The organism is Stenotrophomonas sp. MYb238, from assembly GCF_009496535.1.
Classification (GTDB): Bacteria; Pseudomonadota; Gammaproteobacteria; order Xanthomonadales; family Xanthomonadaceae; genus Stenotrophomonas.
In genome coordinates, this window is record NZ_WIDL01000029.1 from 1 (window position 1) to 22,627 (window position 22,627).

The window sequence follows — 22,627 nt, forward strand, 5'->3', positions numbered from 1 at the left end:
TCCCCGACCACGCACCGCATATGCCTCCCGCATCGCCGGCGGACCGCCCGCTGAAGATCCTGCACACCGAAGCCGCCCGCGGCATGGGAGGCCAGGAGATCTACCTGCTGCGCCACCTGCTGGCCATGCGCGACCGCGGCCACGACGTCTCGCTGCTGTGCCAGCCCGGCGCGCGCCTGGCCGAGGCCGCCCGCGGCCATGGCTTGGTCGTGCACACGCTGGAGATGGGCGGACTGCTGCGGCTGCTGCGCGGCATACCCGCGGTGCGCCACCTGGTCCGCACCCACCGCTACGACGTGGTCAACGTCACCAGCCGGCGCGACGCGCTGATCGCCGCGGCCGGCGCGCGCCTGGCCGGCGCGCCGCTGGTGGTGCGCTCGCGCCACCTGATGAGCCCGGTCAGCTCGCTGCTGACCTATACATGGCTGCCGCACCGGGTGCTTACCGTCAGCCGGTTCGTCAAGCGCCTGCTGCAGGAACGCGGCATCGCCGCGGAAAGGATCGGCGTGGTGCCGCCGATGGCGCAGGCTCCCGGCGAGGCGCCGGCCGACGATTCCTGGCAGGAACGGCAGCGGCTGCGCGCCGGGGTCCGCGAGGCGTTCGGCTTCGGCGACGGCGACGTGGTGGTCGGCTGCGTGGCCGTGCTGCGCGAACCCAAGGGCCACCTCGACCTGCTGGAGGCGATCGCGCCGCTGTGCCGCGACAACCCGAACCTGCACCTGCTCATCGTCGGCGACGGCGAACCGGTCATGTCGCGGCTGAAGGCGGCGAGCGCGCTGCACGGCATCGAACGCCAGGTGCACCTGCCCGGCTACCGGGAGGATGCCCCGCGCCTGATGGCCGGCTTCGACGTGTTCGCCCTGCCCAGCCACAAGGAAGCGGCCGGAACCGTGTTTCTGGAGGCCGCGCGGGCCGGCGTGCCGATCGTGGCCACGCGCGTGGGCGGCATCCCGGAAATGGTGGTCGAGCACGGCAATGCTATCCTCGTCGCCCCCCGGGACCCGGCCGCGCTGACCGCCGCGTTGCGCACGCTGGCGTCCTCCGGCGAGCTTCGCCAGGCGATGGGGCGCGCCGGCTGGGACTGGATCCGCAGCGAACACCGCTTCACGGCCACCGGGCACTGCGAAGCCACCGAACATCACTACCACCAGTGGCTCGAGGAATTGGGACATGGCCCACGCCAAGTCGGTACCGGTGCTGATGCACCACCACGTCAGCCCGTCGCCGGGCATGATCACGGTCTCCCCTGAGAACTTCGAAAGCCAGATCGCCTGGCTGGCCGCCGACGGCTGGACCGCGCTGACGATGCAGCAGTACGCCGGCTTCCTGGCCGGCGCGCCGGTGCCGCGCAAATCCATCCTCATCACCTTCGACGACGGCTACCTGGACAACTGGGTGCATGCCCACCCCATCCTGCAGAAATATGGCATGCATGCGGTGGTGTTCGTGGTCACCGGCTGGATGGGCCAGGGCGAGGTGCGCCCGCATGCCGGCGAGGCCGGCGCGCCATTGCCGGCGACGCCGGACCACCGCGGCTGCGAGGAGGCGATCTTCCGGCAGGGCCGCGCCGACGAAGTGATGATGCGCTGGAGCGAAGCGCGCGCGGCCATCGCCGCCGGCACCTTCGAGATCCACTGCCACACCCATTCGCATACCCGCTGGCTGCGCCGGGAGATCAGCCGCGAGGAAAAGTGCGCGGGCATCCGCGACGACCTGGCACGGGCGCGCGAGGAACTGCACCGGGAACTGGGCGAAGCCTCCGACACCCTGTGCTGGCCCTACGGCGATTTCGACGAGGACTACGTGCGCATCGCGCGCGAACTGGGCTTCCGCCATCTGCACACCACCCACCCGTTCGGCCGCAACCTCGTCGGTGGCGATCCGGAGCACATCTACCGCTTCGCCATCCGCAACCGCCCGGCGAAGTGGCTGCGCAAGCGCATCGCCAGCAGCTACCACCCGCTGATCGCGCCGTTCTTCAACCGTTTCAAGGCCAGTCGCAAGGGCATGGTCGCAGGGCCGTAAAAACCGGCCGGGGCGGCCCGGTCGACTCCGATGACGGGAATGGAACGCCGTGGATTCCCGGGGCGTTCCGTTTCAGACCGCAGGTCGGGGCTATGCCCCGACGCATGCCGGACCGGACAGGCCTCCCGTCGGCCGCGCAGGGCCGACCTACCCGCTGGTCGCGCCGTTCTTCATACGCTTCAAGGTCAGCCGCAGGAAGACCAGCCGCAGGCGGGATCGGCGGCGGCAGGATGCGCGCGCCGGCGTGTTCGGCATGGTCGGCGTGGCGCGCTTCGTCGATCTTCATGACCTTGAGGATCTCGCGGCTGCGCTGGTCGGCGGTTGGCAGGGTTTCCAGGTGCTCGTCCAGGTGGCCCGCAACCGGCCGACGAACAGCCGGGCAACGCCTGGCGCCGCAAAGGAAAACGCCCCGGGAATCCGGGGCGTTTGGCGTCATGCGGCGGCGGCCTTGACCGCCTCGGCCAGGCGGTCGAGCGTGGCCTGCATCAGCATGGCGTCGTCGGCCTCCACCGTCACCCGCACCACCGGCTCGGTGCCGGACGGGCGCAGGAAGGCGCGGCCGCGGCCCTCCACCGCCTGCTGCGCGGCGGCCAGTGCGGCCTTGACCGCATCGGACTGCACGATCGCCTTGGCCGGGGCGCCCTGCCCGACCCTGACGTTGACGGTCTGCTGCGGCATCCGGCTCAGCCCGGCCAGCGCCTCCTGCAGGGTGATGCCGCGGCGCTTGAGCACCTCCAGCACCTGCAGCGCGCTGATGATGCCGTCGCCGGTGGTGGTCCGGTCCAGGCACAGCAGGTGGCCCGACGCCTCGCCGCCGAGCACGCCGTCGTGTTCCAGCAGCGCCTTGTGCACGTAGCGGTCGCCGACGTTGGCGCGGAGGAAACCGATCCCGGCCCGCGCCAGCGCCTGCTCGAAACCGTAGTTGGTCATCAGCGTGCCCACTACCGGCCCGTGCAGGCGGCCGCTGGCCTTCCAGTCCATCGCCAGCAGGTACAGCAGGTCGTCGCCGTCGTGGATCGCGCCATCGCTGTCAACGAACAGCAGGCGGTCGCCGTCGCCGTCGAAGGCGATGCCCAGGTGCGCGCCGCCGGCGCGCACCCTGGCGGCCAGCGCTTCGGGGTGCATCGAGCCGACGCCGTCGTTGATGTTCACGCCGTTGGGCTCGATGCCGATCGCATCGACGCTGGCGCCCAGTTCGCGCAGCACCAGCGGCGCCACCTGGTAGGTCGCGCCGTTGGCGCAGTCCACCGCGATGCGCATGCCTTCCAGGTCGAAGTCGCGCGGCACCGAGTTCTTGCAGGCCTCGACGTAGCGGCCGATCGCATCGCGGGTGCGCACCGCCTTGCCCAGGCGTTCGGAGGCCACGGTCGAGAACGGCTCGTCGAGCGCGGCCTCGATCGACAGTTCGGTCGCGTCGTCGAGCTTCTCGCCCTGCGCGGAAAAGAACTTGATGCCGTTGTCGTGATGCGGGTTGTGCGAGGCGGAGATGACGATGCCGCCATCGGCGCGCAGCGAACGGGTCAGGTGCGCGACCGCCGGGGTCGGCATCGGCCCCATCAACTGGACGTGCACGCCGGCCGCGACCAGCCCGGCCTCCAGCGCGGCCTCGAACATGTAGTTGGAGATGCGGGTGTCCTTGCCGATCACCACCAGCGGCTTGCGGCCGGTGCCGCGCGCCTGGGTCGCGCGCACCAGCGCCTGCCCGTAGGCATTGCCCAGGCGCAGCACGAAATCGGCGGAGATGGCCCCCTCGCCGACCCGGCCGCGGATGCCGTCGGTGCCGAAATACCTGCGGGTCATCATCAGGCGGCGGCCACGTCGTCGGCCGGGCGCTCCTGGCGCATCAACATGGCCAGTAGGTCGGCCAGGCGTTCGCGCATTTCGCGGCGGTCGCAGATCTGGTCGATGGCACCGTGCTCGAGCAGGAATTCGGCGCGCTGGAAGCCTTCGGGCAGCTTCTCGCGCACGGTCTGCTCGATCACGCGCGGGCCGGCGAAGCCGATCAGCGCCTGCGGCTCGGCGATGTTGATGTCGCCCAGCATGGCGAACGAGGCGGACACGCCGCCGGTGGTCGGGTGGGTCAGCACCGAGATGTACGGCAGGCCGGCGGCGCGCAGCCGGCCCAGCGCGGCCGAGGTCTTGGCCATCTGCATCAGCGAGAACAGGCCTTCCTGCATGCGCGCGCCACCGCTGGCGGAGAAGCACACGAAGGGCGCGCCGATCTCCAGCGCTGTCTCGGCCGCCAGCGCGAAGCGCTCGCCGACCACCGAGCCCATCGAGCCGCCCATGAAGGCGAAATCGAACGAGGCCGCGACCAGCGCCCGCCCCTTCAGGGCGCCGCGCATGGCCACCAGCGCGTCGTACTCGCCGGTGTTCTTCTGCGAGGCCTTGATGCGATCGGCGTACTTCTTCTGGTCCTTGAACTTGAGCAGGTCGGTCGGCCCAAGGCGGGCGGCGATCTCGGTGGTGCTGTCGGCATCGAACAGGGACGCCAGGCGGGCACGGGCGCGGATGGCCATGTGGTGCCCGCACTTCGGGCAGACCTCCAGGTTCTCCTCCAGCTCCGGCCGGTACAGGGCGGCACCGCAACTGCTGCACTTTTCCCACAGCCCCTCGGGGACGCTGCGTTTCTTGTTGGGCGTGTTGTCGGTGCGGATGCCCGAGGGCATCAATTTGCTGAGCCAGCTCATGCGGGATGACGGTTCCGTTCAGGGCGGCCCGGAGGCCACGACAGGGCCGACAGTCTAGCGCGCGGCGGCAAACCGACGGTAGCGTACAGCCCGGAGGCCCGCGCCCGCTCCTGGAAACACGATGACGATCCACTTCCGCCACATCGACAGCCCGCTTGGGCCGCTTACCGTGTCCACCACCGACCACGGCCTGCTGGCGCTCGAGTTCCCGCAGGACGCCTGGTTCCTGCGGCGGGACGGCTGGCGCGAGGGCGATCACCCGCTGCTGCGGCGGGCGCAGGCGCAACTGGACGAATACTTCGCCGGCGTCCGTCGCGCCTTCGACCTGCCCCTGGTCCCGCAGGGCACGCCGTTCCAGCGCCAGGTCTGGTTCGCACTGGCGGACATTCCCTACGGGCAGACCACGAGCTATGCACGGCTGGCCACGCGCCTGGGTCGCCCGACCGCGACCCGCGCGGTAGGCGCGGCCAATGGCCGCAATCCGCTGGGCATCATCCTGCCCTGCCACCGCGTGGTCGGCGCCAACGGCGCGCTGACCGGTTTCAGCGGCGGGTTGGCGGCCAAACGTTTCCTGCTGGAACTGGAAGGCGCCCTGCCTGCGGCCGGAACCCCGGACCTGTTCGCCGGCCCTATTCCAGGCTGACCCGCCGCGGCCCCGGCGGCGCCGGCACGTCGCGCCCGCGCGCGCCCAGCCAACGCCGCCGCAATGCCCGGTCGCAGGGATCGGAATAGAACCGCGCCACCAGCGCACCGAGCGCCCAGCACAGGGCCAGCAGCGGCAGGTACCACCAGAAACCCGAGCGGACATCGCTGCCGCCATGCCGGTACAGCGCCACCAGCGCGAACACGACGAACATATGGGTCAGGTAGATCTCGTAGCTGAGCCGGCCGAAGGCGCGCAGCCAGCCCAGTGCGCGCATCGGCGCGCCGGGGCCGGGCTGCTGCAGGCCGGCGATCAGCATCGCCGCCGATCCGGTCAGCACCAGCATGTAGCCGTTGCCGAACGAGGCCCACAGTTCGCGCCCGTAGAGCGGCACGGCTAGCAGGCCCAGGCCGCCGGCCAGGCGCAGCAGCCGCGCGGTCCGCCGCGGCGCGTGCCAGCGTTCGATCAGCAGCGCGGTCAGCACGCCGGTGGCGATGGCCGCCATGCCGGGCAGATAGGCCTTTTCCTGCCAGATCTCGTTGCCCGCCAGCGCCGCGCGGGTGAACGGCAGCGACAGCGCGAACAGGGCCAGCAGCACGATCAGCAGCGCGCGTCCGCGCACCAGCAGGCAGACCAGCGGAAACCCGAGGTAGAACACTTCCTCGATCGACAGCGACCACAGCACGTCCCAGCCGCCGGGCAGCCAGCCGGTGCGGCCCTCGTACCAGTTCAGGTGCAGCCCCAGCGCCGAGAACAGCGCCCCGCCCAGCGACTGCCCTTCCCCGTCGATCACGTAGAACGGCACGCCGGCCAGGTGCAGCGCGGCCAGCACCGCCAGCAGCAGCAACAGGCACGGCAGGATGCGCGCGCCGCGGCGCACGTAGAAGGCGCGCAGGTCGATGGCCGACAGCGCGCCCCAGCGCCGCAGCGAATGCGAGGCGATCAGGAAGCCGGACACGACGAAGAAGACGAAGACCGCTTCATAGCCGTTGTAGCTGAGCGCGTTGAGCAGGCGCCGTGGCAGGACGTCGCCCAGCGCGGTGTCGCGCAGCGGGATGCGCAGGGCCAGGTGGTGCAACACGACCATCAGGATGGAGGCGCCGCGCAACGCGTCGATGCCGGGGTTGCGGCCGCCGGCCTGCACCAATGAAACGTTCAAGCGTCATCCCGCGAAACGGAGCCGGCCCGCATTATCCATGCGCGCGATGCCGCACGCGCGGCTTTGCCGCTCAGGCGTCCAGTGCCTGCCGCAACGGCCCCAGGAACGCCCCGGCCGCGCGCACCGCTTCCTGCACCGAGCCGGCCTCGCCCATCGCCGCGACCAGCGCGCTGCCGACCACCACGCCGTCGGCATCGACCGCCATCGCCGCGGCGCTGGCCGCATCCTTGATGCCGAACCCGGCCACCACCGGCACCGTCGAACGGCTGCGCAGCAGGCGCAGGCGCTCGCCGGCGGCGGCGCTGTCCAGCCGTTCCGACGCGCCGGTGACGCCGGCGAAGCTGACGTAGTACAGATAGCCCTGCGCGGCATCGCACAGGCCGTCGAGCCGCGCCTGGCTGCTGGTCGGCGAGGCGAGCAGAATCAAGGCCAGCCCCGCCGCGGTAAACGCGGCGCGGATTTCCCCGGCCTCTTCCGGCGGCAGGTCGACCAGCAGCACGCCGTCCACGCCGGCGGCGACCGCCTCGGCCGCGAACTGCGCGGCGCCGCGGATCTCCACCGGATTGAGGTAACCCATCAGCACCACCGGGGTGAGCGCATCCTGTTCGCGGAACCGGGCCACGGTGTCCAGCACGTAGCGGCGGCCGGCGCCGCGCGCCAGCGCACGTTCGGAACTGCGCTGGATGGTGGGGCCGTCGGCCATCGGGTCGGAGAACGGCACGCCCAGCTCGATCACGTCGGCACCGGCGGCGACCAGTTCGTGCATCACCGGCACGGTCGCCTCCAGCGCCGGATCGCCGGCGGTGATGAACGGGATCAGCGCCTTGCGGCCGGACGCCCGCAGGCGGGCGAAGCATTCGTCGATACGGGTCACGGTCATCTCAAGCGCATCCTTCGATCAGTTCCACCGCGTCCGGCTGGCCCCAGTAGATCGAGGTCACCACGCCGTTGAGGGTTTCCAGGCGCAGGGCCAGGTTGGCCCGCTTGTCGGTCCAGGTCAGGTAATCGCCATCGGGCGACACATAGGCGTGCGGGCTGACCACGACGCCGGCCGGCAGGCGCTTCTTCGCCTCGGCCGCGTCCATGCCCACCCACAGCCCGAAGGGAATCACGGGCGCGGCGGCCGGCCGCGCATCGACGCGCACGCCGGGGTCGCCTTCGCCGTGCACGTCGAAGCGCGCGATGCGGTCGGCGATCACCATCATCGACATGCCGTCGGGCAAGGTGCCGCGGTCGTAGTACTCGCAGTCGCCTTCCATTACCTCGCGCATGCCCGCGGACTTGAAGGCCGCATCGCCCGGCGCCTTGCCGAACGGGGCGCCGACGCGCAGTTCGCCGACGGCGGCCAGTTGCGTCGCCGCATCCTCGGGCGCTGCCGGGGGCGCCGCATCGGGCGCCGGCGCGGAAGCGGCGGGCGGAGCGGGCGTGGCCGGCGCCGGCGTGGCCCCGGGCCCTGCCGGCTTGCAGGCCGCCAGCGCCAACGCGATGCAGGCCAGCGCGCCCTTGCGCATCATCGCCGCGCTCACAGCGACAGCCCTTCGCGCGCGGCGATGGTATGTACGTCCTTGTCGCCACGTCCGGACAGGTTGCACAGCACCAGCGCGTCCTTCGGCAGTTCGCGCGCCAGCTTGATCGCCTGCGCCACCGCGTGGCTGGATTCCAGCGCCGGCAGGATGCCCTCGGTGCGGGTCAGGCGGTGGAACGCGGCCAGCGCCTCGTCGTCGGTGATGCCGACGTACCGCGCGCGGCCGCTGTCGGCCAGGAAGGCATGCTCCGGACCGACGCCGGGGTAGTCCAGGCCGGCGGAAATGGAGTGGGTCTCGGTGATCTGGCCGTCGTCGTCGCACAGCACATAGGTGCGGTTGCCATGCAGCACGCCGGGGCGGCCGGCGGAGATCGAGGCGGCATGGCGCCCGGTGGCGATGCCGTCGCCAGCCGCCTCGGCGCCGTAGATCTTCACTTCGCGGTCGTTGAGGAAGGCATGGAACAGGCCGATGGCGTTGGAACCGCCGCCGACGCAGGCGGTGATCGCATCGGGCAGGCGACCGTAGTCCTCCAGCATCTGCGCGCGCGCCTCGCGCCCGACGATGGCGTTGAAGTCGCGCACCATGCGCGGATACGGATCCGGGCCGGCGACCGTGCCGATGATGTAGAAGGTGTCGCGCACGTTGGTCACCCAGTCGCGCATGGCCTCGTTGAGCGCGTCCTTGAGCGTGGCCGAGCCGCTGCTCACCGGCACCACCGTGGCGCCGAGCAGCTTCATGCGATAGACGTTGATCTTCTGCCGCTCGATGTCGGTGGACCCCATGTAGACCACGCATTCCAGCCCCAGCCGCGCGGCCACGGTGGCGCTGGCCACGCCGTGCTGGCCGGCGCCGGTCTCGGCGATGATGCGGGTCTTGCCCATGCGCGCGGCCAGCAGTGCCTGGCCAATGGTGTTGTTCACCTTGTGCGCGCCGGTGTGGTTCAGGTCCTCGCGCTTGAGCAGGATCTGCGCACCGCCGACGTCGCGGCTCAGGCGTTCGGCGTGGTAGATCGGGCTGGGCCGGCCGACGTAGTGCTTCAGATCCTTGTCGTAGGCGGCGATGAAGGCCGGATCGACCCGCGCCTGGTCGTAGGCGGCCGCCAGTTCCTGCAACGGCCCGACCAGGGTCTCGGCGACGAAGCTGCCGCCGTAGCGGCCGAAATGCCCGCGGGCATCGGGAAAGGCATGGAAATCGGGGATCGGTGCGGCGGTCATGGCATCACGGTCGGCAGGACAGGCCAGCACCGTAGCGCACATGCCCGGCGATGAAAATCGATATATGGGGCTGTCATGTGTTAGAAAAACTCACATGAAAAAATGGCAGGATGGATGTTTTCCACGGCGAGGCCGCCTGCAGGGTGGCGCAGGGCCGGTTTTTGCTCCTGCAAAACCGGCATTCCCGCCATCCATGGCGGTCAGGTGTGCGCCATGAAAGACGATCACGCCCTGCCCTCGCTCAATGCGCTGCGCGCCTTCGAGGCCGCCGCCCGCCTGCGCAGCGTCAGCCTCGCCGCCGGCGAATTGCATGTGACCCACGGCGCGGTCAGCCGCCAGTTGCGGGCGCTGGAGGAGGAACTGGGCGTGGCGCTGTTCGAACGCGACGGCCGCGGCATCCGCCCGACCGCCGCCGGCCGGCGCTTGCAGGAAGCCGCCTCCGGGGCGTTCTCGCAGCTGCGCGACTGCGTGACGGCGCTGCGCCGCGGCCAGCGCAACGACGCCTTCGTGCTCGGCTGTCCCGGCAGCGTGCTGGCGCGCTGGATGATCCCGCGCCTGCAGCAGCTGCAGCGCGACCTGCCGGGGCTGACCCTGCACCTGGCCGCGCAGGACGGCGATTTCGCCCCGCGGCTGGCGGGACTGGACGCAGCCCTGCTGCTCGGCCAGGCGCCGTGGCCGGCCGGCTGGAGCGTGCATGGCCTGGGCAGCGAGCGCATCGGCCCGGTGTTCAGCCCGTCCATGCACGGCGCGCACCTGCTCGCGCACCAGCCGCCGGAGGCCCTGCTCGGCCATGCGCTGCTGCACACCCGCTCGCGGCCGCAGGCCTGGCCCACCTGGGCGGCGCTCAACGACCTGGACACCACCGCCCTGCGCGAAGGCACCGGTTTCGAGCACCTGTATTACCTGCTCGAAGCCGCGGTCGCCGGCCTCGGCGTCGCCATCGCCCCCGAACCGCTGGTGGCCGACGACCTGGTCAACGGCCGCCTCATCGCGCCCTGGGGTTTCGTCGACACCGAAGGGCAATGGGCGCTGTGCACCGCCGGCGGGAACCGGCACCCGCAGGTCGGGGCGCTGGCCGACTGGCTGCGGCGGCAACTGGCCGCGTAGGAGCGGCTTCAGCCGCGATGGGGCTTTACCGGGAACGCCCTTTCGCGGCTGAAGCCGCTCCTACGGGGTTACGCGGAGGCGTCGTGCATGTCGGCGCGGCGCACTTCCTCGACGAAGCGGCGCATCCGGTCGCCGTCCTTGATGCCCGGCGCCGATTCGATGCCGCTGGACACGTCCACGCCCCACGGCTGCACGCTGGTGATCGCGTCGAATACGTTGTCCGGACGGATGCCGCCGGCCAGCAGGAACGGCCGGTGCAGGCCTGAAGGCACCTGCGACCAGTCGAACGCCACGCCGCTGCCGCCGCTGCCGCCGGGCGCATGGCTGTCCAGCAGGAAACCGGCCGCATGCGGGTGCGCCTGATGCAGGCCGCGCGCAGTGACCGCTTCGGCCCCGCCCATCGCCACCGCCTTCAGGTAGGGCATGTTGAACGCGCGGCAGAAGGTGTCGTCCTCCTCGCCGTGGAACTGCAACAGGCTCGGCCGCACCGTGCGCATCACCTCGCGCACTTCCTCGCGGCTGTTGTCGCGGAACAGCGCAACCACGTCGACCATCGGCGTGATCGCCTGGCGCATCGCGCGGGCTTCGGCCGGTGCCACCCGGCGCGCGCTGCCGCGGGCGAAGACGAAGCCGATCGCATCCACGCCCAGCTCGCTGGCCAGGCGGATGTCGCCGGCGCGGGTCATGCCGCAGAACTTGATGCGGGTGCGGAACAGCATGCGGGTCATAGCGTCACCTCGGCCGGCAGTTGCCACTGGTCAGGATACAGCGGGCCGACGAACACCAGCCCCTGCGGCGGCGCGGTCGGCCCGGCCTGCGTACGGTCGCGCAGCGCCAGCACGTCCCCGATCCACGACTCCGGCTGCTCGCCGGCGCCGACCAGCAGCAGCGACCCGACGATGTTGCGCACCATGTGGTGCAGGAAGGCATTGGCCTGCACCTGCACCTCGACCACTTCGCCCTGCCGCGCCACGGAAATGGCCTGCAGTTCGCGCCGCGCATGCAGCGCCTGGCACTGCACGCTGCGGAACGAACTGAAATCGTTCTCGCCCAGCAGCGCCTGCGCGGCGCGATGCATGGCATCGGCGTCCAGCGGGCGGCGCTCCCAGCTCAGCGTCTGCCGGTACAGCGCCGGGCGCACCTGGCGGTTGAGCAGGCGGTAGCGGTAGCGCCGCGCGCGCGCGGAGAAGCGCGCATGGAAATCGTCGGCCACCGGCACGCACCAGCGCACGCATACCGACGGCGGCAGCCGCGTGGTCGTGCCCAGCACCCAGCCGCGCGGCTGGCGCGCGACATCGCTGTCGAAATGCACCACCTGGCATTCGCCATGCACGCCGGCATCGGTGCGGCCGGCGCAGACCACGCTCACCGGCGCATCGGCCACCGAGGACAGCGCATCCTGCAACGTCGCCTGCACGCTGGCGCAGCCGCTCTCGCCCAGCTGCTGCCAGCCCTTGAAGTCGCTGCCGTCGTATTCCACGCCCAGCGCGTAGCGCATCGTCAAACCTCTCGTTTCGCCGGCGCTTGCCGGAGCCGGCGCCCGCGGCGGACGCCCGTTCAATCCGCGTCGCTTTCGGACCACACGGCCAGTTCGTTGCCGCCGGGCTCGACGAACTGGAAGCGGCGCCCGCCCGGGAAAGTGAATTCCGCTTTGCTCAGCGTGCCGCCCTGCGCCAGCACCGCCGCCTGCAGCGGCGACAGCTGCGCCGCGTACAGCACCACCAGCGGCGCGCCGGACGCGCTCGTCGCAGGTTCGCCGCGGAAGAAACCGCCCTGCAGGCCGCCGTCGTCGAACGCGGTGTAGTCCGGGCCGTAGTCCTCGAAGCGCCAGCCGAACACCTGCTCGAAGAAACGCCGGCTCGCCGAAGGATCCCGCGAGGGGAACTCCACGTAGTCGATGCGCCGCTCGTGCTTCATCGCCGTCTGCTGCCCGCTCATCCCAGCCGCCCCAGCAGTTCGACCGCTTCGGCGCGCGCCTGCGGGTCGCCGCCCGCGGCCACTTCGTTCAGCAGCGTGCGCGCGGTTTCCGCATCGCCCAGGTCCAGGTAGGCGATCGCCAGTTCCAGCCGCTCGCGGCCGGCGGGCGCGGGGTTGAGCGGCGCCAGGCTGGCCATGTCGCCGGCCAGCCAGCCGCTCTCTTCCTGCACCGTCGGTTCCGCCGCGGCGGACGGCGCGCTGCCGTCGTCCGGCGTACGCGACGCCTCGAACAGCAGCACCGGCTCCTGCCTGGCGGAATGCGGCGGATTCGCGCCGGCGGACGGCTGCGACCAGAACGGCACCGCTTCGGTCTCCGCCTCGGCTTCGGCGAACGCCGGTTCCTGTTGCACGGGTGCGGCTTCGGCGGCGATATCCTCCTCCACCGCCGGCATCGCCGCGGCAAGCGCGGACAGTTCGCCTTCGGCGGCGCGGCCGGCAGCGGGTGCAGGCGGAAGCGGCGACGGACGGCGACGGCGCGACAGCCACCAGCCCGCCGCGCCCACCAGCAGCAACGCCACCGCCAGCCAGGCCCACGGCGCGGAGCCTGCCGGTTCGCGCTTGGCCGCTTCGGCCAGGCGCTGCTGCGCCGCGGCCAGGTTGCTGTCCTTCATCGCGAGCAGCGACTGCTGCTGCGACTGCAGCTTTTCCAGTTCGGCCACGCGACCACGCAGTTCCTGCAGTTCCGCATCGCGCGTGGCGAGGTCTTCCCTGGCCTGCCGCAGTTGTTCGTTCGCCGCCATGTCGCCCTCGCCACCGGCCTGGAGCCCGGTCGTCATTCCTGCCGCCTGTTGCGCGCCGGCCACCGCCGGCGCGATTTCCAGCCGCGCGTCGTTCGCCGCCGCTGTCGTCTCCGCCCTCGCGGCGGCGGCGCCCGCCGTGCCGGCCACGGCCGGCTGCGGGATCGGCGCGCGCGCCTGGCGCCATTGCGCGACATGCTCGCGCACCAGCGCACGCGCCGCGGCCGCGTCGGTGCGCTGCAGTTCGTCGCTTCCGGGAACGCGGAGCACCGCGCCCTGCCGGAGCAGGTTGACGTTGTCGCGGATGAACGCCTCGGGGTTGGCGCGCAGCAGCGCCACCATCGCCTGGTCCAGCGACACCCCGCTGTCGCGCGCCAGGTCGCCCGCGATCCGCGACAGGGTCTGCCCGCGCTGCACCGGTGCCAGCGTGCCGTCGACCGTGGCCGCCGGCGGTGCGGCCGGCGCCGGGCGCGGCGCGGGCGATGCGGAAGGCACGGCGGGCGCAGGCGCGGTCACCGCTGCCGGCGCGCCTGCCGGTTCGGGCACCGCGGCCGGTGCCGGTTCGGGTTCGCGCACGATCAGGTTGGACGGAGCCGCCGCCGGCGCCTCGATCACCGGTTCGGCCACCGCGGTGGCGGTCTCCGGCGCGGCGACCAGCGCCGAGTATTCGCGCACCAGCCGCCCCTGCCCCCAGTCGACCTCGATCAGGAAGCTCAGCGCCGGCACCTGCACCGGCGCCGCGCTGGTCACCCGCACCACGGCGCGCCCCTGCGCGTCCTGGGCGAACTGGAACTGCAGCTCGCTGACCAGCCCTTCCGGGCGCGACAGCCCCACCCGCTCGAAGGTCGCCGCCGAGGCCAGCCCCACCGTAGCGTTTTCCAGCTCGCCCGGATCGCTGGAGATCACCGGAATCTCGGCCACCAGCGGTTGCCCGGGCCTGGACAGCACGCGGATGTTGCCCAGGCCGAGGGCGAGCGCGGCGCTGCTGTACAGCCCCAGCGCGAGGACGAGCACGCCTTGTATCGAGCGCATCGCGCTCCTGCCCCGTGGTTTCATGCCGGCAAATATACCGGCAGAGGCGGGTTCCGAATACCGCAGGGACGAGACACGCCAGCGCTGCGCGCTGTCGCCCCACGGTTTGCCTCGCAACCATGGGCCCCGTCTCTCGCCTTGCCACAGACACGTCAGCGCTGCGCGCTGTCGCGCCAGGGCTTGCCTCGCAAACCGTAGGCCCCGTCTCTCGCCTGCCATAGACACGTCAGCGCTGCGCGTTGTCGCCCCACGGTTTGCATTGCAAACCGCGGGCCCCGTCTTTCGCCTGCCACAGACACGTCAGCGCTGCGCGCTGTCGCCCCACGGTTTGCCTCGCAAACCGTGGGCCCCGTCTCTCGCCTGCCACACCCCCCGCCTTCGGCGCGCCCCCTTACTAAGGGGGCTCTGCTCCAGATGCTTTCAGGTGGTGTTGGCGGGTACCGTGGGTATCGACCATTGGTGGGGTCATGTCTGACGACGCCTGAAAGCCCAAGCCCGACCAACGGTCGGGCTCAGGACGGCGCCGCATCCCTGGCAATGCAGGATAGTGCGGCGGGTCTTGCCTCAGCCGCCGTTGGCGACCAGCTCGGCGAGCTGCACCGCGTTGAGCGCGGCGCCCTTGCGGATGTTGTCGGCCACCACCCACAGGTTCAGCCCGCGTGGGTGCGAGATGTCCTCGCGGATGCGGCCGACATAGACCGGGTCGGTGCCCGAGGCGTGGGTGACCGGGGTCGGATAGCCGCCGGCCTTGCGCTCGTCCACGACCTTCACCCCCGGCGCGGCGGCCAGCAGCTCGCGCGCCTGCTCCACGCTGATCTTCTTCTTCGTCTCGACGTTCACCGCCTCGGAGTGGCCGTAGAACACCGGCACGCGCACGGCGGTGGGATTCACCTGGATGCTGTCGTCGCCGAGGATCTTGCGGGTCTCCCAGACCAGCTTCATTTCCTCCTTGGTGAAGCCGTTGTCCAGGAACTCGTCGATGTGCGGGATCAGGTTGAAGGCGATCTGCATCGGGAACTTCTTCGGCTCGATCTCCTGGAAGCCCAGCAGCTGCGCGGTCTGCTTGCCCAGTTCTTCCATGCCGCTCTGGCCCGCGCCGGAAACGGACTGGTAGGTGGCCACGTTGACGCGCTCGATGCCGTATTCGCGGTGGATCGGCGCCAGCACCGGCATCAGCTGCATGGTCGAGCAGTTCGGGTTGGCGATGATGCCGCGCGGGCGGTTCTTCGCGGCGTCCGGATTGACTTCGGAAACCACCAGCGGCACGTCGTCGTCGTAGCGGAACGAGGACGAGTTGTCGATGACGACCGCGCCGGCGGCAGCGAACTTCGGTGCGTATTCCTTGGAGATGCCGCCACCGGCCGAGAACAGGGCGATCTCGACGCCGGCGGGATCAAACGTCGCCAGGTCCTGGATGGTGACCTTCTCGCCGTTGAACTCGACCTGCTGGCCGGCCGAGCGCTCGGAGGCGAGCAGGCTCAGCTTGGCGACCGGGAAATCGCGCTCGGCCAGGATCGACAGCATGGTCTGGCCGACCGCGCCGGTGGCGCCGACGACGGCTACGTGGAAACGACGGGCTTCATTGCTCATGGGGTGTACTCGAAAGAAAGAGATGGGGGACACGCGTCGAGCCAGGTTCGGGGAACCTCCGGCGGACCGCCTCGGAGGCTCCCTATCGTTTCTTGGTGTCGATTTTGCTGCCGGCATCGCCCATGCGGGCGTTGCCTTCGGCCAGCAGGCCGGCATTGACCGCATTGGCCGGACGGCCGGCGTTGGCGCCGATGCCCAGGCCGGCCAGCAGGTTGTCCACCGCCACCTGCACCATCGCCCGGCGCGTGGCCAGCGAGGCGCTGCCGACATGCGGGGTCAGCACGATGTTGCGCAGGGCCCGCAGTTCCGGACGCACGTCCGGCTCGTTCTCGTAGACGTCAAGCGCGGCCGAGGCCAGGCGGCCCTGCGCCAGCGCGTCGGCCAGCGCCAGCTCGTCGACGATGCCGCCGCGGGCGATGTTCACAAGTGTGGCGGTGGACTTCATCTTCGCCAGCGCGACGGCGTCGATGATGTGGTGGTTCTGCGCGGTGTAGGGCAGCACCAGCAGCAGGTGATCAGCGCTGCCCAGCAGCTCGTCGAAACCCACGTTACGTGCGCCGACCGCCTGCTCCACGTCTGCCGGCAGCCGCGAACGTTTGTGGTACAGCACCTTCATGCCGAAACCGTGGTGGCCGCGGCGGGCGATGGCCTGGCCGATGCGGCCCATGCCGAGGATGCCCAGGGTGCTGCCATGCAGGTCGGCGCCGAGCATGGTGGTGAACGACCACTGCCCCCAGTGGCCCTCGCGCAGCCAGCGGTCGGACTCGACGATGCGCCGCGCCGCGGCCATCAGCAATGCGAAGCCGAGGTCGGCGGTGGTCTCGGTGAGCACGTCCGGGGTGTTGGTGGCGACGATGCCCGCCGCGCTCAGCGCCGGAATGTCGAGGTTGTTGTAGCCGACGCCGACGTTGGCGACGATCTTCAGCGACGGCGCGCCGGCGATCTCGGCCGTTCCGATGCGTTCGTTGAGCGTGACCAGGGCGCCGTCGGCGCCGGCCAGGTGCGTCGCCAGCGCCGCGCTGTCGTGGGCGGTGACGGCCGGCGTGGCCACCACGTCGCAGTACGCGGCCAGCTGCGCGACGGTGTCGTCGAACAGCGGCTGCGATACCCAGACGCGGGGCCGCCGCTCAGCCATCGAGGCTCCCGGGGATGCGCGGGGAGACGTCGCCGACGTCGCCGCACTGTGCGCGGTGGCGCAGCGCCTGGTCCATCAGCACCAGCGCCAGCATCGCCTCGGCGATGGGCGTGGCACGGATGCCGACGCAGGGGTCGTGACGGCCGGTGGTGACGACCTCGACCGCGTTGCCTTCCACGTCCACCGTCGCGCCGGGCAGGCGCAGGCTGGAGGTCGGCTTGAGCGCCATCGAGGCGACGATCTGCTGGCCGGTGGCGATGCCGCCGAGGATGCCGCCGGCGTGGTTGGACTGGAAACCAGCGGGCGCGATCAGGTCGCGGTGTTCGGTGCCCTTCTGCGCGGCGCTGGCGAAACCGTCGCCGATCTCCACGCCCTTGACCGCGTTGATGCTCATCAGCGCCGCGGCGATCTCGCCGTCGAGCTTGCCGTAGATCGGCTCGCCCCAGCCCGGCGGCACGCCGTCGGCCACCACGTTCACGCGCGCGCCGACCGAATCGCCGGACTTGCGCAGCGCATCCATGTACGCCTCCAGCGCCGGCACCTGCGCGGCGTCGGGCCAGAAGAACGGGTTGTCCTCCACCGCGCTCCAGTCGAAGCCGGCCGGGGTGATCTCGCCCAGCTGCGACAGCCAGCCGCGCACGGTCACCCCGTAACGCTGCCGCAGCCACTTCTTGGCGATCACGCCGGCGGCCACGCGCATGGTGGTCTCGCGCGCCGAGGAACGGCCGCCGCCGCGCGGGTCGCGGATGCCGTACTTCTGCCAGTAGCTGTAGTCGGCGTGGCCGGGACGGAACTGCGCGGCGATGTTGCTGTAGTCCTTGCTGCGCTGGTCGGTGTTGCGGATCAGCAGCGCGACCGGCGTGCCGGTGGTGCGGCCTTCGTACACGCCGGACAGGATCTCCACCTCGTCGGCCTCGCGCCGCGCCGAGGTGTGCCGGCTCTTGCCGGTGGCCCGGCGCTGCAGGTCGTGGGCGAATTCCTCCGGCGCGATCTCCAGCCCCGGCGGGCACCCGTCGATCACGCAGCCGATCGCCGGCCCGTGCGATTCGCCGAAGGTGGTGACCGTCAGCAGCTTGCCGAAGGAATTGGAGCTCATCGCTGCGCCGCCAGCTCGGCGATGCGCGCGTGGTGGGCGCGCAGTTCGGCGGCCTCGACCGCGAAGATGCCCATCTGCCCGACCTTGAACTCGATCCAGGACATGAACACTTCCGGCAGCAGCTTGACCAGGTGCTGTTCGGAATCGCCCACTTCGCAGATCAGCAGGCCGTCCTCGCTCAGGTGGTCCGGCGCGTCGCGCAGGATCTTCAGCACCAGGTCCAGGCCGTCGTCGCCGGCGCGCAGCGCCAGCTCCGGCTCGTGCGCGTATTCGCGCGGCAGCGCGTCGGTCTCGTCGTTGGTGACGTACGGCGGGTTGGTGACGATCAGGTCGTAGACGCGGCCCTGCAGGCCGGCGAACAGGTCGCTGCTGACCAGTTCGACGTTGTGCGCGAGCAGGCGCTCCTTGTTCTCGGCCGCCAGCGACAGCGCGGCCTCGTTGATGTCGCTGCCGTCCACCTGCCAGTTCGGGTAGTAGTGGCCCATGGCGATGGCGATGCAGCCCGAGCCGGTGCACAGGTCCAGCGCGCGGGAAACGTCGCGCCCGGCCAGCCACGGCTCGAAGCCATTGAGGATCAGCTCGGCGATGGGCGAACGCGGCACCAGCGCGCGGGCGTCGCTCTTGAAGCTCAGCCCGGCGAACCACGCCTCGCCGGTCAGGTAGGCGGCCGGCACGCGCTCGGCGATGCGGCGCTCGAACAGCGCCAGCACCTGCTGCTTCTCCTCGGCCAGCAGCCGCGCCTGGCCATAGGCCGGGCCCAGGTCCGGCGGCAGGTGCAGGGTATGCAGCACCAGGCTGGTGGCCTCGTCCAGCGCGTTGTCGTAGCTGTGTCCGAAGGTCAGGCCCGCGGCATTGAAACGGCTGGCGCCGTAGCGGATCAGGTCGATGATCGTGTGGAGTTCGGCGGCCGCCTGGGCTGTCATGGCAATACGGGCAACAAGAGTGGTCTGCGATTATAGGCGTGCACCCGGTATATTGAGCGCCCGGTTGCAGCCGAAACTGCGGCGATGTCCCGGCATCGGGCCGCAACGCCCCGGCAAGGGGCCGCCTGCGCATCCCGCCACCGCTGCCCGCAGGCCCGCGTCCGACCCGGGCCGGGCGCCGCCCTCACCCGTACGGAGACACGGTCCATGTTCAACCGCAATACCGGCATCGTCCTGGCCATCGCGCTGGCGGCAGGCCTGGGCCTGTTGCTGGCGCAGAAGGTGTTCGGCCCGGCCGGCAACGGCGGCCGCCAGACCGGCTCGATCATCTTCTATCCCACGCCGCGGCCGGTGCCGGACTTCAGCCTCAGCCAGTCCGACGGCACCCGCCTGATTCCCGGCGAACTGCGCGGGCACTGGACCCTGGTGTTCCTGGGCTTCACCTCCTGCCCGGACGTGTGCCCGACCACCCTGGCCGAGCTGGCGCTGGCGCAGAAGCAATGGGAAGGCATTCCCGAAAGCCTGCGCCCGCGCGTGGTGTTCGTCTCCGTCGATCCGGAACGCGATACGCCGGCGCGGCTGGGCGAATACGCCCACGCCTTCCACAAGGACACGCTGGCGGCGACCGCCGACGTGCCGTCGCTGGAGCGCTTCGCCACCCCGCTCGGCCTGGTGTTCCAGAAGGCGCCGGGCAAAAACTTCGACAAGAACCCGAACGACTACAGCATGGACCACTCGGCCAGCATCGCCGTGCTCGATCCCGAAGGCCGCCTGGCCGGCCTGATGCGCCCGCCGTTCGACCCGAAGCTGATCGCCAGCGACCTGACCAAGCTCACCGGAAAAACCGCCCCATGAGTCTGCTGACAACGCTCACCTACGCGCTGCCGCACCGCTTTCTTTCCTCGCTGGCCCGTTCGCTGGCCTATTCGCGCAACCCGCGGGTCTCGCGCTGGCTGATCGACACGGTGACCGCGAAGTTCGGCGTCGACCTGGGCGAAGCCGCCGACCCCGACCCGCGCAGCTACCCCAGCTTCAATGCTTTTTTCACCCGCGCGCTCAGGCCCGGCGTACGCGTGGCCGACCCCGACCCGCGTGCGCTGCTGATGCCGGCCGACGGCCACATCAGCCAGCTCGGCGCGATCGAGGGCGGCCGCATCTTCCAGGCCAAGGGACAGTCGTTCACCGCCACCGAACTGCTCGGCGACGCCACCGATGCCGCACCCTTCGCCGATGGCCTGTTCGCCACCGTCTACCTGTCCCCGCGCGACTACCACCGCGTGCACATGCCCTGGACCGGCACCCTGCGCGAGACCGTGCACGTGCCGGGCCGGCTGTTCAGCGTCGGCACCGCCGCAGTGGCGCGAGTGCCGCGCCTGTTCGCCCGCAACGAGCGGCTGGTGTGCCACTTCGACACCGACTTCGGCCCGATGGTGCAGGTGATGGTCGGCGCGCTGCTGGTCAGCGGCGTGGAAACGGTATGGAGCGGCGAGGAAATCCCCGCCTACGGCGACCGCATCACCCGCAAGGACTGGCGCGGCAAGGGCATCACGCTGGAGCGGTTCGCCGAGATGGCGCGCTTCAACTACGGCAGCACCGTGATCGTGCTGCTGCCGCCGGGCGTGGCCGAGTTCGATCCGGCGTTGAAGGCGGAGAGCCCGGTCATATTGGGACAGATGCTTGCGCGATTGAAGTAATGTCTGCTGCGGCACGGAGGCATCGGCAAGGTGGCGACGCACCCACCATCCTGGCGCCTTGATGTCATTGCGGCGCGCTTCGACCATGGCTCCATCATGATCGTGCCTCTGCCGGGCGTGGCGCAGTTCGATCCCGTCGTAAAGGCAAACCGGGCACGTGTGGCAAGCCGCACCCGCGGGTTTCGTGGGGACATCGGCCGAAATCCATAGCGGCCATTCCTCATCGCCCTTCGTAGGAGCGACTTCAGTCGCGAAAGAGCTATCCCGGCCAAGCCCCGGTCGCGACTGAAGTCGCTCCTACGGAATCACGGCTTTTCCCGCGCAAGAATAAATATCTGGCGGATGTTTTCCGTGTCCCGCGGAATTTTCCTTGATGGCGGCATGCAGGTGGGAATCCGCTGTTGAAGGCGCCCCCGTTTCCCATTGCTCACCACTCCGGCTCGCGCTCCGGCAGCAGCGCGCGGATCACCTGCCCGTCGGCACCCGCGGCCAGCTTCTCCGCTTCGGCGATGGGGATGTCCACCTCGATCAGCCAGCCTTCCTCGTCGGCCTGTTCGCTGCGGATGACTTCCAGCTGGTGCAGGCGCGAACGCAGTCGGCCGGCGCTGGGCGGCAGGCGCACGGTACCGGTGACGTGCTGCAGGCCCAGGCGCTTGCCCAGCACCGACTGCAGCAGGTCCAGGCCACGGCCGTCGCGCGCGGAAATCCATACGCGTTCGCGCCGCGCTTCGTCCGGCACACCGTCCTGCGCGTCGTGGCGCACGTCGGCGCCGTCGATGCGATCGATCTTGTTGAACACCAGCAGCTGCGGCAGCTCGCCGGCGCCGACCGCCTCCAGCACTTCGTCCACCTGCGCGATGCGCTCCTCGCGCAGCGGATCGGCGGCATCGACCAGGTGCAGCAGGAAATCGGCCTCGCGCGCCTCGCTCAGGGTGGAGCGGAACGCGGCGACCAGTTCGTGCGGCAGGTCGCGCACGAAACCGACGGTGTCGGCCAGCATCGCGTTGCCACCGGGCAGCGCGATGCGGCGCACGGTCGGGTCGAGCGTGGCGAACAGCTGGTCGGCGGCATAGGCGCCGGCGCCGGTCAGCGCGTTGAACAGGGTCGACTTGCCGGCGTTGGTGTAGCCGACCAGGGCCACGCGCGGCATCTCGCTGCGCACGCGCGCGCGACGCATCTGGGTGCGCTGCACCTCCACCTTGTCCAGGCGCTTCTGCAACTGCTCCACGCGCTTCTGCAGCAGGCGACGGTCGGTTTCCAGCTGGGTCTCGCCGGGGCCGCGCAGGCCGATGGAACCGCCGCGCTGGCGCTCCAGGTGGGTCCAGCCGCGCACCAGGCGCGTGGCCAGGTGGCGCAGCTGCGCCAGTTCCACCTGCAGCTTGCCTTCGTGGCTGTGCGCACGCTGGGCGAAGATGTCCAGGATCAGCCCGGTGCGGTCGATCACGCGCCGCTCCAGAAACCGTTCCAGGTTGCGCTCCTGCACCGGGGTCAGCGCGTGGTTGACCAGCACCAGGTCGGCGCCGGTGGCATCGGCCATGGCCTTGACCTCGTCCAGCTTGCCGCTGCCGATCAGGGTGGAAGGACTGGGGCGGTCGATGCGCGCGGTCACGGTGGCCGCGATGCTGGCCCCGGCCGAGCGGGCCAGGTCGGTGAACTCTTCCAGCACATCCTCTTCCAGCCGCCCTGCGTGCGGCTGGATCAACAGCGCGTGTTCGCCTCGTTTGGAACGGTCAAACACGCGCCACGTCCTGCTTATTCGTTGTCGTCATCGCCTGCCTGATTGCTGTCGGCCGATTGCACGTAGCCGCCGCCCGGTCCTACGCGCACGTTGCGCGCCGGCACCACGGTGGAAATGGCGTGCTTGTAGACCATCTGGCTGACCGTATTGCGCAGCAGCACCACGAACTGGTCGAACGATTCGATCGTGCCCTGCAGCTTGATGCCGTTGACCAGGTAGACCGAAACCGGCACGCGCTCGCGGCGCAGCGCGTTCAGGAACGGGTCCTGCAAGGATTGCCCCTTGGACATCTTCAACTCCTCTTTATTGTTCTTATCGACCCGGACCGTGCGGCTTCCCCT

At 70.6% G+C, this 22,627-nt stretch carries 22 protein-coding genes and 1 pseudogene; 6 read left to right on the plus strand and 17 right to left on the minus strand.

Annotated elements, in window-relative coordinates; all coding sequences use genetic code 11:
- Window positions 1-20 precede the first annotated feature (20 nt).
- Together CQ393_RS16000 and CQ393_RS16005 are read left to right on the plus strand one after the other, a co-directional pair.
- Window positions 21-1,250: a glycosyltransferase family 4 protein gene (locus CQ393_RS16000; protein ID WP_153192949.1), complete on the plus strand. Its 1,230-nt coding sequence runs from the start codon at window positions 21-23 to the stop codon at window positions 1,248-1,250.
- On the plus strand, window positions 1,171-2,025 hold the full coding sequence (locus CQ393_RS16005) for a polysaccharide deacetylase family protein (protein ID WP_153192951.1): 855 nt from the start codon (window positions 1,171-1,173) through the stop codon (window positions 2,023-2,025). Before CQ393_RS16000 ends, CQ393_RS16005 begins: the two co-directional genes overlap by 80 nt.
- Before the next feature lie 205 nt (window positions 2,026-2,230).
- Here CQ393_RS16005 and CQ393_RS18440 read toward each other — a convergent pair.
- The 3 genes and pseudogenes from CQ393_RS18440 to accD all read right to left on the minus strand — a co-directional run.
- Window positions 2,231-2,461 (minus strand): annotated as a pseudogene (locus CQ393_RS18440) (demethoxyubiquinone hydroxylase family protein); the annotation flags it as partial.
- Complete coding sequence (glmM, locus tag CQ393_RS16015; protein WP_153192953.1) at window positions 2,458-3,828, minus strand: phosphoglucosamine mutase; 1,371 nt, start codon at window positions 3,826-3,828, stop codon at window positions 2,458-2,460. The gene glmM and the pseudogene CQ393_RS18440, both read right to left, overlap by 4 nt.
- A complete protein-coding gene (accD, locus tag CQ393_RS16020; RefSeq protein WP_153192955.1) occupies window positions 3,828-4,715 on the minus strand; it encodes an acetyl-CoA carboxylase, carboxyltransferase subunit beta in 888 nt (295 codons plus the stop codon). The genes glmM and accD overlap by 1 nt, the downstream gene beginning before the upstream one ends.
- 121 nt (window positions 4,716-4,836) lie before the next feature.
- Here accD and CQ393_RS16025 point away from each other — a divergent pair, with 121 nt between their 5' ends.
- On the plus strand, window positions 4,837-5,358 hold the full coding sequence (locus CQ393_RS16025; RefSeq protein ID WP_153192956.1) for a methylated-DNA--[protein]-cysteine S-methyltransferase: 522 nt from the start codon (window positions 4,837-4,839) through the stop codon (window positions 5,356-5,358).
- Here CQ393_RS16025 and CQ393_RS16030 read toward each other — a convergent pair.
- The 4 genes from CQ393_RS16030 to trpB form a co-directional block, all read right to left on the minus strand.
- Window positions 5,345-6,517, minus strand: a complete 1,173-nt coding sequence (locus tag CQ393_RS16030) for an acyltransferase (RefSeq protein ID WP_228114629.1) — start codon at window positions 6,515-6,517, stop codon at window positions 5,345-5,347. The genes CQ393_RS16025 and CQ393_RS16030 overlap by 14 nt on opposite strands.
- A gap of 70 nt (window positions 6,518-6,587) precedes the next feature.
- Window positions 6,588-7,391: a tryptophan synthase subunit alpha gene (gene trpA, locus CQ393_RS16035; RefSeq protein ID WP_343200007.1), complete on the minus strand. Its 804-nt coding sequence runs from the start codon at window positions 7,389-7,391 to the stop codon at window positions 6,588-6,590.
- Between the two features lie 7 nt (window positions 7,392-7,398).
- Entirely contained in the window at window positions 7,399-8,031 is a 633-nt protein-coding gene (locus CQ393_RS16040) for a hypothetical protein (RefSeq protein WP_194269697.1), read from the minus strand.
- 8 nt (window positions 8,032-8,039) lie between these two features.
- Window positions 8,040-9,257 carry a tryptophan synthase subunit beta gene (gene trpB / locus CQ393_RS16045; protein ID WP_153192959.1) on the minus strand — a complete coding sequence of 406 codons (1,218 nt, stop codon included), beginning with the start codon at window positions 9,255-9,257 and terminating at the stop codon, window positions 8,040-8,042.
- 213 nt (window positions 9,258-9,470) lie between these two features.
- On the opposite strand from trpB, the gene CQ393_RS16050 reads away from it, so the two are divergent.
- Window positions 9,471-10,364: a LysR family transcriptional regulator gene (locus CQ393_RS16050; protein ID WP_153192961.1), complete on the plus strand. Its 894-nt coding sequence runs from the start codon at window positions 9,471-9,473 to the stop codon at window positions 10,362-10,364.
- A 68-nt stretch (window positions 10,365-10,432) separates the two neighbouring features.
- Here the strand turns inward: CQ393_RS16050 and CQ393_RS16055 are convergent, their stop codons facing one another.
- The 8 genes from CQ393_RS16055 to prmB all read right to left on the minus strand — a co-directional run bounded on the left by CQ393_RS16055 (window position 10,433) and on the right by prmB (window position 18,854).
- Window positions 10,433-11,092 carry a phosphoribosylanthranilate isomerase gene (locus tag CQ393_RS16055; protein ID WP_153192963.1) on the minus strand — a complete coding sequence of 220 codons (660 nt, stop codon included), beginning with the start codon at window positions 11,090-11,092 and terminating at the stop codon, window positions 10,433-10,435.
- Complete coding sequence (truA, locus tag CQ393_RS16060) at window positions 11,089-11,862, minus strand: tRNA pseudouridine(38-40) synthase TruA (protein ID WP_153192965.1); 774 nt, start codon at window positions 11,860-11,862, stop codon at window positions 11,089-11,091. Before truA ends, CQ393_RS16055 begins: the two co-directional genes overlap by 4 nt.
- A gap of 59 nt (window positions 11,863-11,921) precedes the next feature.
- Window positions 11,922-12,281 carry a VOC family protein gene (locus CQ393_RS16065; RefSeq protein ID WP_153193024.1) on the minus strand — a complete coding sequence of 120 codons (360 nt, stop codon included), beginning with the start codon at window positions 12,279-12,281 and terminating at the stop codon, window positions 11,922-11,924.
- A gap of 17 nt (window positions 12,282-12,298) precedes the next feature.
- On the minus strand, window positions 12,299-14,110 hold the full coding sequence (locus CQ393_RS16070; protein ID WP_153192966.1) for a FimV/HubP family polar landmark protein: 1,812 nt from the start codon (window positions 14,108-14,110) through the stop codon (window positions 12,299-12,301).
- 564 nt (window positions 14,111-14,674) lie between these two features.
- On the minus strand, window positions 14,675-15,700 hold the full coding sequence (locus CQ393_RS16075; RefSeq protein WP_153192968.1) for an aspartate-semialdehyde dehydrogenase: 1,026 nt from the start codon (window positions 15,698-15,700) through the stop codon (window positions 14,675-14,677).
- Window positions 15,701-15,782: 82 nt separating this feature from the next.
- Window positions 15,783-16,835 carry a D-glycerate dehydrogenase gene (locus CQ393_RS16080; RefSeq protein ID WP_153192970.1) on the minus strand — a complete coding sequence of 351 codons (1,053 nt, stop codon included), beginning with the start codon at window positions 16,833-16,835 and terminating at the stop codon, window positions 15,783-15,785.
- Window positions 16,828-17,931 (minus strand): chorismate synthase, encoded by a 1,104-nt coding sequence (gene aroC, locus CQ393_RS16085; RefSeq protein ID WP_153192972.1) that lies wholly within the window; start codon window positions 17,929-17,931, stop codon window positions 16,828-16,830. Before aroC ends, CQ393_RS16080 begins: the two co-directional genes overlap by 8 nt.
- Window positions 17,928-18,854: a 50S ribosomal protein L3 N(5)-glutamine methyltransferase gene (prmB, locus tag CQ393_RS16090; RefSeq protein WP_153192974.1), complete on the minus strand. Its 927-nt coding sequence runs from the start codon at window positions 18,852-18,854 to the stop codon at window positions 17,928-17,930. The genes aroC and prmB overlap by 4 nt, the downstream gene beginning before the upstream one ends.
- A gap of 207 nt (window positions 18,855-19,061) precedes the next feature.
- Between prmB and CQ393_RS16095 the strand changes: the two genes are divergently transcribed.
- Together CQ393_RS16095 and asd are read left to right on the plus strand one after the other, a co-directional pair.
- A complete protein-coding gene (locus CQ393_RS16095; protein WP_153192976.1) occupies window positions 19,062-19,709 on the plus strand; it encodes an SCO family protein in 648 nt (215 codons plus the stop codon).
- Window positions 19,706-20,548 carry an archaetidylserine decarboxylase gene (asd, locus tag CQ393_RS16100; protein WP_153192978.1) on the plus strand — a complete coding sequence of 281 codons (843 nt, stop codon included), beginning with the start codon at window positions 19,706-19,708 and terminating at the stop codon, window positions 20,546-20,548. The genes CQ393_RS16095 and asd overlap by 4 nt, the downstream gene beginning before the upstream one ends.
- A 427-nt stretch (window positions 20,549-20,975) precedes the next feature.
- Here asd and hflX read toward each other — a convergent pair whose 3' ends face one another.
- Window positions 20,976-22,286, minus strand: a complete 1,311-nt coding sequence (gene hflX, locus CQ393_RS16105) for a ribosome rescue GTPase HflX (protein WP_343200005.1) — start codon at window positions 22,284-22,286, stop codon at window positions 20,976-20,978.
- 14 nt (window positions 22,287-22,300) lie between these two features.
- Window positions 22,301-22,576 (minus strand): RNA chaperone Hfq, encoded by a 276-nt coding sequence (hfq, locus tag CQ393_RS16110; protein ID WP_054668644.1) that lies wholly within the window; start codon window positions 22,574-22,576, stop codon window positions 22,301-22,303.
- Between the last annotated feature and the right edge of the window lie 51 nt (window positions 22,577-22,627).

What these genes read in the sequence shown, in the direction of transcription:
- CQ393_RS16000 (WP_153192949.1), top strand. Translation starts at nt 21, where the DNA reads ATGCCTCCCGCATCGCCGGCGGACCGCCCGCTGAAGATCCTGCACACC.
- CQ393_RS16025 (WP_153192956.1), top strand. Translation starts at nt 4,837, where the DNA reads ATGACGATCCACTTCCGCCACATCGACAGCCCGCTTGGGCCGCTTACC.
- glmM (WP_153192953.1), bottom strand. Translation starts at nt 3,828, where the DNA reads ATGATGACCCGCAGGTATTTCGGCACCGACGGCATCCGCGGCCGGGTC.
- asd (WP_153192978.1), top strand. Translation starts at nt 19,706, where the DNA reads ATGAGTCTGCTGACAACGCTCACCTACGCGCTGCCGCACCGCTTTCTT.
- prmB (WP_153192974.1), bottom strand. Translation starts at nt 18,854, where the DNA reads ATGACAGCCCAGGCGGCCGCCGAACTCCACACGATCATCGACCTGATC.
- truA (WP_153192965.1), bottom strand. Translation starts at nt 11,862, where the DNA reads ATGCGCTACGCGCTGGGCGTGGAATACGACGGCAGCGACTTCAAGGGC.
- accD (WP_153192955.1), bottom strand. Translation starts at nt 4,715, where the DNA reads ATGAGCTGGCTCAGCAAATTGATGCCCTCGGGCATCCGCACCGACAAC.
- CQ393_RS16080 (WP_153192970.1), bottom strand. Translation starts at nt 16,835, where the DNA reads ATGGCTGAGCGGCGGCCCCGCGTCTGGGTATCGCAGCCGCTGTTCGAC.
- aroC (WP_153192972.1), bottom strand. Translation starts at nt 17,931, where the DNA reads ATGAGCTCCAATTCCTTCGGCAAGCTGCTGACGGTCACCACCTTCGGC.
- CQ393_RS16075 (WP_153192968.1), bottom strand. Translation starts at nt 15,700, where the DNA reads ATGAGCAATGAAGCCCGTCGTTTCCACGTAGCCGTCGTCGGCGCCACC.
- CQ393_RS16005 (WP_153192951.1), top strand. Translation starts at nt 1,171, where the DNA reads ATGGCCCACGCCAAGTCGGTACCGGTGCTGATGCACCACCACGTCAGC.
- trpB (WP_153192959.1), bottom strand. Translation starts at nt 9,257, where the DNA reads ATGACCGCCGCACCGATCCCCGATTTCCATGCCTTTCCCGATGCCCGC.
- CQ393_RS16040 (WP_194269697.1), bottom strand. Translation starts at nt 8,031, where the DNA reads ATGATGCGCAAGGGCGCGCTGGCCTGCATCGCGTTGGCGCTGGCGGCC.
- CQ393_RS16065 (WP_153193024.1), bottom strand. Translation starts at nt 12,281, where the DNA reads ATGAAGCACGAGCGGCGCATCGACTACGTGGAGTTCCCCTCGCGGGAT.
- CQ393_RS16095 (WP_153192976.1), top strand. Translation starts at nt 19,062, where the DNA reads ATGTTCAACCGCAATACCGGCATCGTCCTGGCCATCGCGCTGGCGGCA.
- CQ393_RS16050 (WP_153192961.1), top strand. Translation starts at nt 9,471, where the DNA reads ATGAAAGACGATCACGCCCTGCCCTCGCTCAATGCGCTGCGCGCCTTC.
- CQ393_RS16055 (WP_153192963.1), bottom strand. Translation starts at nt 11,092, where the DNA reads ATGACCCGCATGCTGTTCCGCACCCGCATCAAGTTCTGCGGCATGACC.
- CQ393_RS16070 (WP_153192966.1), bottom strand. Translation starts at nt 14,110, where the DNA reads ATGCGCTCGATACAAGGCGTGCTCGTCCTCGCGCTGGGGCTGTACAGC.
- hfq (WP_054668644.1), bottom strand. Translation starts at nt 22,576, where the DNA reads ATGTCCAAGGGGCAATCCTTGCAGGACCCGTTCCTGAACGCGCTGCGC.